Here is a 13,880-nt window from a genome sequence, read left to right on the forward strand (position 1 = left end):
ACGGGCCTGGCAGGAAGGCGCGTCAGCGCCGACCGGTGTCTCGTGGGAAGAACGGCGCGCAAGTTGCACGGACCCGAGCAAAGAGCGACGGTCAATTGGGCGCTTGGCATCGCGAGCCGAGTTCGGGCGGTGCTGGCCGTGCCTGCGATTCGCGTCGGCCAGCCATCATGTTCGCCGTGATCACGGAGTGAACATGCACCGGAAGCGGCGCGTTCACTCCGTGATCACGGCGAACCCCGCGCGCGTTGTGGACGGCAGGCGCATGATCACGGAAACGTTGCTCGCGGGCGGCCGCTACCAGCTAATTGGCAGTTGTGCTGGCCCGGCGGTTGGTGGCCTAGCGGCCGGCGCGCCGTGTGGTGGTGGGACCGCTGAACGCCAGGCCGTGCGGCAGTCGCTCGGCCTCTGGCGCGATCTTGTGGTGGTGTTGCGGCTCGGCGTAGAGGCTCAGCCCGATCACGCCGGCCAGCGTGATCACGAACCCGACCGCCACCAGCCACTCGCGGTTCGGCCACACGCCGTCGCCGAGGAGCAGCAGGCCCACCAGTGCGGCCGGCACGGCGCCGGCGGCGTCCATGGCGGCCACCGCGGCCGTCGTCGAGCCGCGCTGCATCGCCAGGCCCAGCAGGAGCTGGCCGACGAGCGAGTGGGCGATCAGGAGGTACGACAGCGGATCCATGACGAATTGCCCGATCGACTCCGCGGAGGCGAGCGGCCGCGAGGCGACGGCGGCGGCGCCGAACGCGACGCCGGAGAGCGATCCGAGCACGACGGAGCCGGGTGCGCCATGCAGGCGGCTCGCGAAGAAGCCGACCACCGCCAGTGCGATGAGCACGCAGATCAGGCCGACGACGCCGCCGGTGCCGAGCTGGCGTGACGGTGCGGGCTTGGCCGCGACCACGAGCGCGGCGATGCCCACGATCAGGGCCAGCAGGAGCGCGATCTCGGTGCGTGGCAGCTTCCACTTGAGGATCAGCACGCCCAGGATCGTCGTCACGCCGAGGCCGGCGGCCATGGCCGACTGCACGAGGAAGAGCGGAAGGTCACGCCGGGCGAAAAAGGCGAGCATGAACCCCGCGCACTGGCAGGCCACACCCACGAGGTAGGACTTGTGGCGGCCCAGGCGCAGCAGCAGCATCGGCTGGAAGCCATGGTGCAGATCGGTGCGTGCGGCGGCCATGGATTGCAGCAGGTTGGCGACGCCGTAGGCGGCGATCATCGCGCCGAGGAACAGCCAACTCCAAGATGCCACCCGGGCAGGATAGACCGCGCGGGGCCGTCCGCGTCATACGGACGTTAGTATTTATCCCGGCAATCCGGACAATCCGAACAGTCGGGTATTGCTCAAACGGGTGAGTACGTCCTCGTGCAGGTGTCCGTTCGTGGCCACGGCGCTGCCGCCGCCGGGGCCGGGCTGGCCCTGCAGGTCGGTGAACGTGCCGCCGGCCTCCGTGACGATCGGCACCAGCGCCGCCAGGTCCCACAGCGACAGCTCCGGCTCGACCATGATGTCCACGGCGCCCTCGGCCAGCAGCATGTACCCGTAGAAGTCGCCGTACGCCCGCTGTCGCCACGTGCGGCGGCTGATGTCCAGGATCGCGCCCAGCCGCCCGGCCTCCTCCCAGCCGCCCAGCGACGAGTAGCAGAACGACGCGTCGGCGAGCCGCGTCACGCCGGACACGCGGATCGGGGTCGCGGCGGCCGTGTGACGTCCGGCATACGCCCCATGGCCGAGCGCTCCCCACCAGCGCCGCCCGAGCGCGGGCGCCGACACCAGGCCGACGACCGGCTGGTCGCCCTCCATCAGCGCGATGAGCGTGGCCCAGATCGGCACTCCGCGCACGAAGTTCTTCGTCCCGTCGATCGGGTCGATGACCCACTGCCGGCTGCCCGGCCCGGCGGCGGCCTCGGTCGCGCCGTACTCCTCGCCCAGCACGCCGTCGCGCGGCCGCGCGCGCCCGAGCGTGGCCCGCAGCGCCTTCTCCACCGCCGTATCGGCGTCGGTGACCGGCGTCAGGTCGGGCTTCTCGGTGACGCTGAGATCCTGCGCCCGGAACCGCGGCACGGCGATGGCGTCCGCGGTGTCGGCGAGAAGATGAGCGAGGGCCAGGTCGTCCGCGTAGCGAGCCATGCGCGGAAACTTAGCCCACGATCGCCAACTTCTGGCAGTACTGTCGCCGTTTGTGACTCCCACAGCCCTGTGCGGCCTGCTCGCCGAGTCCGACCGCCTCCGCGTCTTCGCCGCCGTGGTGCTCGGCGCGCGGACGCCCAGCGCCGTCGAGGCCACCACCGGACTGCCCGCGCGGCTGGTCGAGCCGGCCATCCGGAGGCTGCAGCAGGGCGGCCTGCTCGCCGTCGCCGACGGCGCCCTGGTCGCCGCGCAGGAGGCGTTCAAGGATGCCGTACGCGCGAGCGCCGCCCCGGCCGCGCTGGCGCCGCAGATGGACCCGGACCGCCAGCGCGACCTCGTCCTGCGCACGTTCATCGCCGACGGGCGGCTGACGCAGATCCCGGCCGCCCATGGCAAGCGCGTCGTCGTGCTGGAGCACATCGCCTCGTCGTTCGAGCCCGGCATCCGATACCCCGAGCGCGAGGTCGACGCGATCCTGCGCGCCTGGCACGACGACCATGCGGCCCTTCGGCGGCACCTCGTGGACGCCGGCCTGCTGGCGCGGGACCGCAACGTCTACTGGCGCTCAGGCGGGCCCGTCGTCGTCTGAGGTGGCGCCCTCCTTCGACGCCAGCAGCCGGCGGAACGACGCGAGCCGGCGCGGGTCGGCGCCGCCCTCGGCGACGAGCTTGTCCAGCCCGCAGTCGCCGCCCGCCCCCGTGTGATCGCAGTTGGGTGGGCAGCGCGTCGAGGCCTCCACGAGGTCGGGGAAGCCGTGCAGCACGCTGTCGGCCGACACGTGCGCCAGCCCGAACGAGCGGATCCCCGGCGTGTCGATGATCCAGCCCGGCTCGTCGCCGGGCAGCCGCAGGGCCAGGGCACTGGTCGACGTGTGCCGGCCCTTGCCGACCGCGCTGACCGCGCCCACCGCCCGGTCGGTGCCCGGCACCAGCCGGTTGACCAGCGTGGACTTGCCCACTCCGGAGTGGCCGATCATGACCGACACCCGGCCGCGCAACTCCGCGACGAGGTCGTCCAGCGGCCGGTCCGGGCGGCACAGCACATACGGCAGGTCGAGCTCCGCGTAGTAGTCCAGGACCGCGTCCGGCGTGGCGAGATCGCCCTTGGTCAGGCACAGCAGCGGGTCGATCTCGGCGTCGTACGCCGCCACCAGGCACCGGTCGATGAACCCGGTCCGCGGCGGCGGGTCCTGCAGCGAGTTGACGATCACCAGCTGCTCGGCGTTGGCCACCACGACCCGCTCGAACCGGCCCTCAGTGCCGCCTTCCTCGTCGTCGGCGGTGCGCATGAGGACCGAGTTGCGCTCGTCGATGCGCACGATCCGGGCCAGGGTGTCCGGGCGGCCGCTGACGTCGCCGACGATCTGGACGTGGTCGCCCACCACCACGCCGTGCCGCCCGAGCTCGCGGGCGCGCATCGCGGTGACCGTGACGCCGGTGTTCTGGCCGGGGACATTGACGTGGCACGTGTATCGCCCGCGGTCGACGGCGACCACGAAGCCCTCGACGGCGTCGCTGTGCTTCGGGCGCTGGCGCGTGCGCGGTCGCGAGGACCGGCCCGGGCGCACCCGCACGTCATCCTCGTCGTATTCGCGCTTCCGCCTCAGCCGAGTCTCCTTCGTAGCCGTACACCATGCTCGACCATAGCCGGGGGAATTCGGGCAGTGTCTTCGCGGTGCATGTCACGTCGTCCAGGCGGACTCCCTCGACCGCCAGCCCGAGCAAGGCGCCGGCGTGCGCGAGGTGGCGGTCGCCGTGGGTGCGCAGCGTGCCGCCGCGCAGCGGGCGCGGCCGGATGCGCAGGCCGTCCGGCTCCAGCGTGACGCCGGCGCCCAGGCCGGTCAGCGCCGCGGCGAGGCGGCCGAGTTCGTCGGCGCCCTCGTGGCCGCGCAGTTGTCCCATCCCGAACAGGTGCGACGGCGAGTCGGCCACCGTGGCCAGCGCCGCGAGGATCGCCGCGTACTCCGAGATGCCGGTGAGGTCGGCGCTCAGCCCGTGTACCGCGCCCGTGCCCCGCATCACCAGCCCCCGCGGGGTCATCGCCGGCCGGCCGCCCATGCGCCCCAGCAGGTCCAGCAGCCGGTGCGCGGGCTGGCTGGTCGTCGGCGGCCAGCCCTGGACGGTCACCGTCCCGCCGGTGACGAGCGCCGCGGCGAGGAAGGGCGCCGCGCTGGACAGGTCGGGCTCGATGCTCCAGGCACGTCCATTGAGCCGGCCGGGCTCCACCGACCACACGTCCGGGCGGCTGTCGTCCACGCCGGCGCCCGCGGCGCGCAGCATGTGCACGGTCAGGTCGAGGTGCGGCCGTGGTACGGGCGGGCCGACGTGCCGCACCACCACCCCCCGATCGAAGCCGGAGGCGGACAGCAGCAGCCCGGTGACGAGCTGGCTGGACGCGGAGGCGTCGAGGGTCACCTCCCCACCGGTGATCCGCCCGGCGCCGTGCACGGTGAACGGGAGCCCGTTCTCGGTGTCGATCCGCGCGCCGAGCGAGCGCAGCGCGCCGATCAGCGGCGCCATCGGGCGGCGCCGGGACCGCGGGTGGCCGTCGAACGACACCACTCCGGTCGCCAGGCTGGCCACCGGGGGCAGGAAGCGCATCACGCTGCCGGCCAGGCCGACGTCGACCCGCGCCGGGCCCTGCAGCGGCCGGGACCGCAGCAGCCACAGGTTGTCGTCGACGGTCGACACGTGGCAGCCCATCGCGCGCAGCCCGGCGGCCATGAGCTCGGTGTCGCGGGCCCGCAGCGGCCCGCGCAGCGTGCTGGAGCCCAGCGAGTTGGCGGCGAGGACGAGGGCCCGCGCGGTCATGGACTTGGAACCGGGCAGCCGTAGCGAGGCGTCGAGGGGGCCGGGGGCGGTCGGCGCGGGCCACGGTAAGTGTGCTTCCACGCCGCACAGTGTGGGGTCAGTTTCGATGCGTAGTGCTGGCCGGGTCGTTCTCCGGGTTTTTTGTCATACCCCGTCGGTACGGTGGCGACATGTGTGGCAGGTACGCGACCTCGCGCAGCAACGCCGACCTGAGCGCCCTGTTCGAGGCGGCGGACGAGAGCGGCGGGCTCGAGCCCGACTACAACGTGGCCCCGACGGACCCGGTGCCGATCGTGCGGGTCTCGCGCTCGGCGGGCGGCCGGGTGCTCTCCACCGCCCGCTGGGGCCTCGTCCCGGCGTGGGCGAAGGACCCGAAGGTCGGCGCGCGAATGATCAACGCGCGGGCGGAGACCGTCACGACGTCGAATGCGTTCGCCCAGTCCTTCGCGAAGCGCCGTTGCCTGGTTCCGGCGGACGGGTGGTTCGAGTGGGTAAGGGGCGCGGAGAAGACCAAACCGACGAAGCAGCCTTACTTCATGACGCTCGGCGACGCCGAGCCGTGCGTATTCGCCGGGCTGTGGACAGTGTGGGGTAAGGACGAGGGTCGGCTCCTTACATGCAGCATCATCACCATGCCGGCCGTCGATGACTTGGCGCTCATCCACGACCGCATGCCGTTACTATTGCCGGTCGAGCGGTGGGACGCCTGGCTCGGCGGCGAGCCGGATCCCGCCCTGCTCGCCCCGACGCCGTCGTCGCACGTCGCACGCCTGGAACTACGCCCCGTAGGCCATCGCGTCGGCGATGTCCGCAACGACGGTCCCGATCTGGTCGCGCAAGTTCCGGCCCCGCCGCTGCGATCGAGCGACGTCAAGCCGATCGATCTGACCCTTTTTTAGGCTGTAAGTCCAGATAAATATCGGCCGGTTTTGCGAATCAGCCGGAAAACTCTTGTATTTGCCGTCGTTTGTGCGATACAACACAGCGCCGGTGGGTTTATGTCGGATGGGGGCATCCCGACGTTCATCCACTCTGCGTTCGTTTGACCCACGGGGGAGGTGGGTGTATTGACCCGGGCGAGGATGCCACGCCCTCACGAAGTTGCAGCCGCGCGGCGAGATCCGCGACTGCTGCGGGCCGTCAAGGAGCAGCAAGGCGACGGGGCCTGGCGCATCCGCGGCGCGTGCCAGACGGTGGACCCAGAGACGTTCTTCCCGGCTCCCAGTGAGCCGGCCGACGCCGCGGTGGCGCTGTGCCGCACGTGCGACGTCCAGGGCGCCTGCCTCGCGTGGGCGCTGGACGTGGGCGATTGTCACGGTGTGTGGGGAGCGACCACTCCACGCGAGCGCCGTGCGATGCTCGTGGCATGGCGCAGCGAGATGCCTGGCCAGGTGATGCCCACCACGGCCGGCGCGACCGAACCGAGGCGCGGCGCGGTGGCGTGCCTGCCGACCCTGCCGCTACAGCGGGTGGGTCGCGCTCAGGACCGCCAGGAGAGCCCAGACCCGGTGGGCGCGGCCGCGACATAGCCCCGGAGCCGGCACCGTGGCCGGCACCCTGGCTGGCGCGAGGACCGCAAACACCGCCCGCGGCGGGCCAACCCGCCGCGGGCCGGTCGGGGGCGTCGTCGGCCAAGTCGGCGCCCGGGAAGGCCGTGGCTGGAGAGGCGAAGGCGGCCTCGGCGGAGGCGGCACCGGCTGGCGCTGCCGGCGAGAAGGTCGCGCCGAGGAAGGCGGCGGCCGGGCCGAGGAAGGCGGCGGCCACGGCGGGGAAGGCGGTGGCCGCGCCCGGGGAGGTAACGGCCGCCCCCGGGGATGCCGCGCCGGTCAAGGCTGCCGCCCGCAAGACTGCGCGGGCGAAAGCTGCCGCGGGGAAGTCCGATTCGGCTGTCGGGTCCGCGAAGCCTGCGGCGACGAGGGCTGCGGGGAAGACCGCACCGGCGAAGGCCGCTGCAAGGAAGGCCGTTCCAGTGGAGGCGGCTGGGTCCGCGAAGGGCGCGGCGGCGAAAGCCGCTGGGGCGAAGACCACGCCGGCGAAGGTCGCGCCCGCGAAAGCTGCCGTGAGGAAGGCCGCCCCGGTGAAGGCGGCCGGGTCCGTGAAGGCCGCTGCGGGGGAGACCGCACCGGCCAAGGTCGCTGCCGCCGGGCGGGAGGTGGCGACGCCGCACGGGGTCGCGCGGTACCAGCTCGACGTTCCCGCCGACCACGGTGGCACGCTGCTCGTCCTCGGCCACGGTGCCGGGGGTGACGTCGAGGCCCCCGACCTGGTCGCCGTGCACGACGCGGCCTTGGCGCGGGGCGTGGCCGTGGCGCTGGTGACGCAGCCGTATCGGGTGGCGGGCCGCCGCGCACCCGCACCGGCGGCGCAGCTGGACGCGGCCTGGCTCGCTGTCATCGCCGAGCTCCGTGGCGCCCTGGACTTCGCCACCCTCGTCGTGGGCGGGCGCTCCAGCGGCGCCCGGGTCGCCTGCCGCACGGCCCGGGAAGCGGGTGCCGCCCGCATCCTGGCGCTGGCGTTCCCGCTCCACCCGCCGGGCAAACCGGAGAAGTCGCGCGCGGAGGAACTGGAGACGGGCGTGCCGACCCTGGTGCTCAACGGTGACCGTGACGCGTTCGGCGTGCCGGGGGAGCGGCCGCACGTCCGCGTCCACGTGCTCCCGGGCGAGACGCACGCCCTGTCCAAGCGCACGGCGACGCTGGCCGCGGCGGCGGTGGACTTCGTCGCGGGTGGCTGAGGGGCACTTCACGACTCCCAGGCCGTTCCTGTTCCGGGGCGGGCCGGGTGGTTTCCCGGATGATCTTGTCAACCAGGCGTAACGCCCGTCACGTGGAATGGGTGCGCGCGGTCGGTTGTTACACCGGGGGTGCGGCGCTGCCGACGGCGCCGTCTGCGGAGGGAAACCCAGCGTGGCAACACTTGAGCGTGACGATCTGCGGATCCGCGAGCTGCTGTTCAGCCCGGCCTGGCCGGCGACGACCGACGCGGAGCCCGATTCGTCCTGGCAGCCGATCGCTCGGGAGCGCTTGACCGGCGCCACAAACTCAGAACTCGCACAGAAACTCGGCGTATCCTCGGCGGGACGGTCGAGGGTGGGAGTCGCACGAGTGGTCAGCAGCGAGAGCGCGGAGCAGCAGCGCATCCGGTTTGAGCATGATGCGTTGCCCTTCATCGATCAGTTGTACGCGGCCGCCTTGCGGATGACGCGCAACCCGTCGGATGCCGAAGACCTGGTGCAGGAGACGTTCCTGAAGGCGTTCGCCGCCTTCCACCAGTTCGAGACGGGCACCAACCTCAAGGCCTGGCTGTATCGCATCCTGACCAACACCTACATCAACTCCTACCGGCGCCGGCAGCGCCAGCCTGTCCAGGCGCCGACGGAGGAGATCACCGACTGGCAGCTCGCCGAGGCGGAGTCGCACACCTCCAGCGGCCTGCGTTCGGCCGAGACCGAGGCCCTGGACCGGCTCCCCGACTCCGACGTCAAGGAGGCGCTGCAGTCGCTTCCCGAGGAGTTCCGCCTGGCCGTCTATCTGGCCGACGTCGAGGGCTTCTCGTACAAGGAGATCGCCGACATCATGAACACGCCGATCGGCACCGTGATGTCACGCCTGCACCGCGGACGGCGCAACCTGCGTCGACAGCTCGAGGCTTATGCTGCCGAGCGAGGGTTCACCCGCACCCAGTCCGCTGAGCCGAGCGAGGTCTGAGATCCGATGAGCTGTGGAGACCCGCACGAGACCGACTGCAGTGACGTCCTTGCCGAGGTCTATCTCTACCTCGACCTGGAGTGCGCAGACGACCGGCGCGAGCTGATCCGGGAGCACCTCGACGAGTGCTCGCCGTGCCTGCGGGAGTTCGGCATCGAGCAGGAGGTCAAGGCCCTCGTGGCCCGTTGCTGCGGCTCCGAGCTGGCACCGGTCGAGCTCAAGGCCCGCCTCCGTGCGAAGCTTTCCGAGTTCGTCGTCAACGCCGACTCGCGAGAGCTGCGCCCGGACTAGTCTGGCCCGTCGCGAGCACCGGGCCCGGACGGAGATCCCGGTCGCTCCCCGCGCGAATGCGTTTCGCACCGATATGCTGCGAGCGCAGGCAGCAGTCGCGAAGGAGATCGGGATGGCCGACGAGGTCCGCGCCGAGATGGTGGCCAACGTCTGGAAGATCATCACCGAGGTCGGCGCCGAGGTCACCGAGGGTGACACTCTCGTGATCCTCGAATCGATGAAGATGGAGATCCCGGTCCTGGCTGAGTCCGACGGCACGATCAGCCAGATCGCCGTCAACGAGGGCGACGTGGTGCAGGAGGGCGACCTCATCGCCGTGATCGGGTGACGGCATCAGGCATCATCGTCCGGCCGATCCAGCCGGGCGACCATGACGACGTCTCGCGGCTGACCATCGAGGCCTACCGCGCCGACGGCCAGCTGGAGACGGCCCCCGAATACGCCACCGTCCTTGCCGACGTGGCTGGCCGGGCCGCGGCGGCCGACGTGCTGGTGGCCAGCGCGGGTGGGGCGGTGCTCGGCGCGGTCGCGTTCGTCCTGCCCGGCGGGGTCTTTGCCCAGATCTCCCGGCCCGGCGAGGCCGAGTTTCGCACGCTGGCGGTCGACCCGGCCGCCCAGCGCCGCGGCGTGGCCCAGGCGCTGGTGCGGGCATGCATCGACCGGGCGGCCGCGCTCGGGTGCCGCGCCCTCGTGATCTGCGCGCGCCGCGACAACGACGCCGCGCTCGCGCTCTACGGCCGGTTCGGCTTTCAGCGCGACCCGGATCTCGACTGGTCACCGGTGCCGGGCGTCGAGCTCCTCGGCCTGCGCCTGATGCTTCCCGTCCTCGCGAAGTAGCGCCTCGCTCAGCTCGTCGACCAGGGCGTCCTCGAGACCGCCAGCCTCGTCCCCGCCGCGGCCGTCCGCCTCGTCCCCGCCGCGCGTCGCATCGCGGTCGTCGACTGCGTCTTCGCCGCGGCGGCCCGTGGTCTCGTCGCGTCGCGTCGCGCCGGGGCTGTCCGCCGTGGTCCCCGGGGCCGCCGGTGAGCCGGCCGGCGCGGAGTCGATCCGGTCCGTGGAGCCCATCAGCTCGACCGCCACCTCCAGCGCCGCCGCCCGCTGCTGTTCCAACGTGCCCGGCCGCTCCCGCAACAGGAACCAGCTCGCGTGGATGGAGAAGATCGCCATCGCGCGCCGCAGCTGCTGGGCCAGCGATTCCTCCGGGTCGGTGAGCAGCTCGAAGACCCGCATCATCTGCTCGCGCAGCCGTTTGCCCGCCGGCAGCGTGTTGATCAGTGTCTGGTTGCGCTCGAAGAACTGGATCACCTTTTCGTGCACGAACTGGTCGTGCAGGGTCGCGTAGCGCCGGATGAACTCCAGCCGCATGCGGGCGTCGCGCGGCTGCGCGGCCGCCCACTCCAGCAACCCGTCGACGGCGTCGATGCGCTCCCCGATGAGGCTGGCGACGATGTCGTCCTTGGTGGGGAAGTGGTAATACAGTGCCGCCTTCGTCACGCCCAGTTTCTCAGCGATCTCGCGCAGCGACGTCTTGTCATACCCATCCTCGATGAACAGGTCGAGCGCCACCCGCTGGATGTGCGCACGCACGTCCTCGCCATCCGATTCGCCCGTGCGGATCCGGTTGCGGCCGCGGACGATCCGGGCGGCGGTTTGATCGGTCTGCTCCATCGCATTGATCCTACTTGACGCTCGGCTAGTCGCCAGCTTACCGTGCGGCTAGTAAGTTCACTAGCCGGTCGACAGGTAAGTTCGGGGGCGGAGAGAATGTCCGAAACAACAGCGCAAAATGCCGACGAGGCGACGCGACGCACGATCAAGGCGGTCCTACCGGGCCTGCTCATGGCCATCCTGCTGGCGATGCTCGACAACGTCATCGTCGGCACCGCGATGCCGCGCATCGTCGGCGACCTCGGCGGTGTCGACCACCTGTCCTGGGTGGTCACCGCGTACGTGCTCGGCACGACCGTCTCGACCCCGCTGTGGGGCAAGCTCGGCGACCTCTACGGCCGCAAGACGGTCTTCATCACCTCGATCGTGCTGTTCCTGATCGGCTCGATGCTGTGCGGCCTCGCCCAGAGCATGCCCGAGCTCATCGGCTTCCGCGCGTTCCAGGGCCTCGGCGCCGGCGGGCTCATCGTCGGCGCGATGTCGGTCATCGGCGACCTGGTCCCGCCGCGCGACCGCGGGAAGTACCAGGGCCAGTTCGCCGCCGTGATGGCGGTCGCGATGGTCGGCGGCCCGCTCATCGGCGGCTTCATCACCGACCACGCGAATTGGCGCTGGTCCTTCTTCGTCAACGTGCCCCTGGGTGGCGCGGCGCTGATCCTGCTCGCGCTGCGGCTGCACCTGCCGAAGCGGCGCACCGAGCACCGCATCGACTGGCTGGGCGCGTCACTGCTGTCCGTCGGCGTGACCGCGCTGGTGCTCATCACGACCTGGGGCGGCAATCAGTACGCCTGGGGCTCGGCGCAGATCCGCGGCCTCGCTGTGCTGGCGGTGCTCACGCTGGTCTCGTTCGTGCTGGTCGAGCGCCGGCACCCGGAGCCGATCGTGCCGCTGAGCATCTTCGCCAACCGCAACTTCACGCTGGTGGCGCTCGTCGGCTTCCTGCTCGGCTTCGCGCTCTTCGGCGCCTTGACCTTCCTGCCGCTGTACCAGCAGATCGTCCAGGGCGCCTCGGCGACCAACTCCGGGCTGCTCCTGCTGCCCATGATGGGCGGCATGCTGGTGACGTCGCTGGCGGTCGGGCGGATGATCAGCCAGACCGGGCGCTACCGCATATTCCCGATCATCGGCGGCGTGGTGCTGGTCGGCGCGATGCTCCTGCTGGCGCAGCTCGACGTGCACACCTCGAAGCTCGTGTCCGGCGTGTTCATGGCCGTGCTCGGCCTGGGCCTGGGCTTCCTGATGCAGACGTCGATGCTCATCGCGCAGAACAGCGTCGAGCTCAAGGACCTCGGCGTGGCCAGCAGCACCGCCACGTTCGCCCGCTCGATCGGCGGCGCGTTCGGTGTTGCCGTGTTCGGCGCGATCTTCAACAGCCGGCTGCACACGCTGCTCGGCGAGCGGCTCGGCACCGCGGCCGCGGACCGCATGGCCAGCGGCGGCGGGGGCGCCCGGATCGACCCGAGGTCGATGTCGCAGCTGCCCGCCCCGGTGCGCACGGCGGTGCTCGACGCGATCGCCGGCGCCACGGCGAACGTGTTCCTGTGGTCCACCGTGGCCGCCGCGCTCATTCCGGTGCTGGCGTTCTTCATCCGCGAGGTCGCACTGCGCGGCGGGTCGGCCGAGCAGCCCGAGCGCACACTGGTTGCGCAGGAGGGCTAGTTTCGCGCAGTACCTGCGCGAAGTTGCCCCTCAATCTGGCGTTCGATGCGCGAAACTGCCAAACTGCGAGCAGTATCGAGCATCGAACGCCAGATTCGCATGAACTGAGGGGTATCCAGTGACCGATCAGCCCGGCGCCGGGATGAAGGCCGACATCGCCGAACAGCCGGAGGTGTTCGCTCGCCTGCTCGACGAGCGCGCCGGCCAGATCGCCGAGGTCGCGGCGAAGATCGCGCAATGGCGCCCGCGCAGCGTCGTCTTCACCGCGCGCGGCACCTCCGACCACGCGGCCCTCTACGCCGCCTATCTCACCGAGATCCGGCTCGGCATCCCCGCCGGTCTGGCCAGCCCGTCCGCGACGACGGTGTACGGCGCCCGCCCCGACCTGCGCGACACGCTCGTCGTGGGGGTCAGCCAGAGCGGCGGCTCGCACGACCTGCACGAGGTGCTGCGGGTCGCGCGCGATCAGGGCGCGCACACCCTGGCCGTCACGAACAACCCGGAATCGCCGCTCGCGCAGGTGGCCGAGCTGCACGTCGATGTCGCCGCCGGGCACGAGGTGGCGGTCGCCGCGACGAAGACGTACACCGCCGAGCTGCTCGCCCTGCTCATGCTCGTGGAGAGCGTGCGCGGCGGGGGAGCCCTGCCCGCCGATGAGCTCGCCGAGCTGCGCAAGCTGCCCGGGCTCGCGCAGCAGCTGCTGGCCGACGACGCCGCCGTCGACCTCGCCGCGCGGTATCGCTTCGCCGCACGCCTGGTCACCACCGGCCGCGGCTACGCCTACCCGACCGCCCGCGAGGCCGCGCTCAAGCTCATGGAGACCTGCTACCTCGCCGGCCTCGCGTTCTCCGGCGCCGACCTGCTGCACGGCCCGCTCGCGATGGCCGACCCGGACGTGCCGGTGCTCGCCGTGGTCGGCAGCGGCCCGGCCGGTGCGTCGATGCGTGACGTGGTGGCCCGCCTCGGCGAGCGCCGCGCCGACACGGTCGTGTTCGGCCCGAGCGCGGTCGAAGGGGCCAAGGGCTGGGTTCGCACTCCCGATGTCGACGAGCGCTACGCCCCGCTGCTGGACATCCTGCCGCTGCAGCGTCTGGCGCTCTCGCTGGCGCTGCTGCGCGGCGAGGACCCGGACGCGCCGCGCGGGCTCAAGAAGGTGACGACGACGCTGTGACCGGCGACACCGGGATCACCGCCGGGCTGCCCTCGCGCAGCTGTTTGGTCTGAAACGTCGCGGCCGGGCGGTCGCCGACCATGACCACGTAGGCCGCCCGGCTGCCGGAGAGGTCGCGCAGCTCGAAGGCGAAGTTGCACCGATACCCGTCAGCCTGTTGCGCCAGCACACCGCCGGCCATCGTGGTGGCCGCGATCAGGTGGCCCTCGGTGTCCGCGACGCGGACCGCGCCGCCCTGCACGATGTCCGGGACCGAGGACGGTGCCCCGCAGGGGGTGCCGGGCACGCCCGCGGCGGCGGGTTCCTTCTGTACGGCCACGCTGACGTAGCCGTGTAGCAGGAACCCGTCGGGCTTGCTCATCTCGTCATGGCGGCCCAGCCAGCCGCAACCGCCGAGCGAGAGCACCAACAGCAGGGGAAGCACCAATCGCCGCACGGGGCAA

General features: G+C 71.7%; 15 protein-coding genes and 1 pseudogene. 10 read left to right on the plus strand and 6 right to left on the minus strand.

Annotated elements, in window-relative coordinates; all coding sequences use genetic code 11:
• Positions 1-337 precede the first annotated feature (337 nt).
• Positions 338-1,219: a hypothetical protein gene (locus AB0367_RS17180; RefSeq protein ID WP_366227348.1), complete on the minus strand. Its 882-nt coding sequence runs from the start codon at positions 1,217-1,219 to the stop codon at positions 338-340.
• 84 nt (positions 1,220-1,303) lie between these two features.
• The gene (gene hisN, locus AB0367_RS17185) at positions 1,304-2,131 is read right to left on the minus strand and encodes a histidinol-phosphatase (RefSeq protein WP_366227275.1); all 828 of its coding nucleotides are present in this window, start codon (positions 2,129-2,131) and stop codon (positions 1,304-1,306) included.
• A gap of 52 nt (positions 2,132-2,183) precedes the next feature.
• Between hisN and AB0367_RS17190 the strand changes: the two genes are divergently transcribed.
• The gene (locus tag AB0367_RS17190; RefSeq protein WP_366227276.1) at positions 2,184-2,720 is read left to right on the plus strand and encodes a DUF2087 domain-containing protein; all 537 of its coding nucleotides are present in this window, start codon (positions 2,184-2,186) and stop codon (positions 2,718-2,720) included.
• Here AB0367_RS17190 and rsgA read toward each other — a convergent pair.
• Positions 2,697-3,698, minus strand: coding sequence for a ribosome small subunit-dependent GTPase A (gene rsgA, locus AB0367_RS17195; RefSeq protein ID WP_366227349.1), 1,002 nt, complete (start codon positions 3,696-3,698; stop codon positions 2,697-2,699). The two genes, AB0367_RS17190 and rsgA, sit on opposite strands and share 24 nt — an antisense overlap.
• A gap of 7 nt (positions 3,699-3,705) precedes the next feature.
• Positions 3,706-5,031, minus strand: coding sequence for a 3-phosphoshikimate 1-carboxyvinyltransferase (gene aroA, locus AB0367_RS17200; RefSeq protein ID WP_366227350.1), 1,326 nt, complete (start codon positions 5,029-5,031; stop codon positions 3,706-3,708).
• 80 nt (positions 5,032-5,111) lie between these two features.
• Here aroA and AB0367_RS17205 point away from each other — a divergent pair, with 80 nt between their 5' ends.
• The 7 genes and pseudogenes from AB0367_RS17205 (at position 5,112) to AB0367_RS17235 (ending at position 9,776) form a co-directional block, all read left to right on the plus strand.
• Positions 5,112-5,840: an SOS response-associated peptidase gene (locus AB0367_RS17205; RefSeq protein ID WP_366227277.1), complete on the plus strand. Its 729-nt coding sequence runs from the start codon at positions 5,112-5,114 to the stop codon at positions 5,838-5,840.
• 168 nt (positions 5,841-6,008) lie between these two features.
• Positions 6,009-6,317: pseudogene (locus AB0367_RS17210) on the plus strand (WhiB family transcriptional regulator); the annotation flags it as partial.
• A gap of 719 nt (positions 6,318-7,036) precedes the next feature.
• The gene (locus tag AB0367_RS17215; protein WP_366227351.1) at positions 7,037-7,675 is read left to right on the plus strand and encodes an alpha/beta family hydrolase; all 639 of its coding nucleotides are present in this window, start codon (positions 7,037-7,039) and stop codon (positions 7,673-7,675) included.
• A gap of 97 nt (positions 7,676-7,772) precedes the next feature.
• On the plus strand, positions 7,773-8,648 hold the full coding sequence (locus AB0367_RS17220; RefSeq protein ID WP_366227278.1) for a sigma-70 family RNA polymerase sigma factor: 876 nt from the start codon (positions 7,773-7,775) through the stop codon (positions 8,646-8,648).
• A gap of 6 nt (positions 8,649-8,654) precedes the next feature.
• A complete protein-coding gene (rsrA, locus tag AB0367_RS17225) occupies positions 8,655-8,939 on the plus strand; it encodes a mycothiol system anti-sigma-R factor (protein ID WP_366227279.1) in 285 nt (94 codons plus the stop codon).
• 106 nt (positions 8,940-9,045) lie between these two features.
• A complete protein-coding gene (locus AB0367_RS17230) occupies positions 9,046-9,267 on the plus strand; it encodes a biotin/lipoyl-binding carrier protein (RefSeq protein ID WP_366227352.1) in 222 nt (73 codons plus the stop codon).
• The gene (locus AB0367_RS17235; protein ID WP_366227280.1) at positions 9,264-9,776 is read left to right on the plus strand and encodes a GNAT family N-acetyltransferase; all 513 of its coding nucleotides are present in this window, start codon (positions 9,264-9,266) and stop codon (positions 9,774-9,776) included. Before AB0367_RS17230 ends, AB0367_RS17235 begins: the two co-directional genes overlap by 4 nt.
• Here AB0367_RS17235 and AB0367_RS17240 read toward each other — a convergent pair.
• Positions 9,714-10,607 carry a helix-turn-helix domain-containing protein gene (locus tag AB0367_RS17240; protein WP_366227281.1) on the minus strand — a complete coding sequence of 298 codons (894 nt, stop codon included), beginning with the start codon at positions 10,605-10,607 and terminating at the stop codon, positions 9,714-9,716. The two genes, AB0367_RS17235 and AB0367_RS17240, sit on opposite strands and share 63 nt — an antisense overlap.
• Positions 10,608-10,703: 96 nt before the next feature.
• Here AB0367_RS17240 and AB0367_RS17245 point away from each other — a divergent pair, with 96 nt between their 5' ends.
• Positions 10,704-12,266: an MDR family MFS transporter gene (locus AB0367_RS17245; protein ID WP_366227282.1), complete on the plus strand. Its 1,563-nt coding sequence runs from the start codon at positions 10,704-10,706 to the stop codon at positions 12,264-12,266.
• 142 nt (positions 12,267-12,408) lie between these two features.
• Positions 12,409-13,437: an SIS domain-containing protein gene (locus AB0367_RS17250; protein WP_366227353.1), complete on the plus strand. Its 1,029-nt coding sequence runs from the start codon at positions 12,409-12,411 to the stop codon at positions 13,435-13,437.
• Here the strand turns inward: AB0367_RS17250 and AB0367_RS17255 are convergent.
• Positions 13,412-13,873 carry a hypothetical protein gene (locus AB0367_RS17255; protein WP_366227283.1) on the minus strand — a complete coding sequence of 154 codons (462 nt, stop codon included), beginning with the start codon at positions 13,871-13,873 and terminating at the stop codon, positions 13,412-13,414. The two genes, AB0367_RS17250 and AB0367_RS17255, sit on opposite strands and share 26 nt — an antisense overlap.
• Positions 13,874-13,880 lie beyond the last annotated feature (7 nt).

The sequence above is a fragment of the Dactylosporangium sp. NPDC051484 genome (assembly GCF_040689395.1).
Taxonomy (GTDB): Bacteria; Actinomycetota; Actinomycetes; order Mycobacteriales; family Micromonosporaceae; genus Dactylosporangium.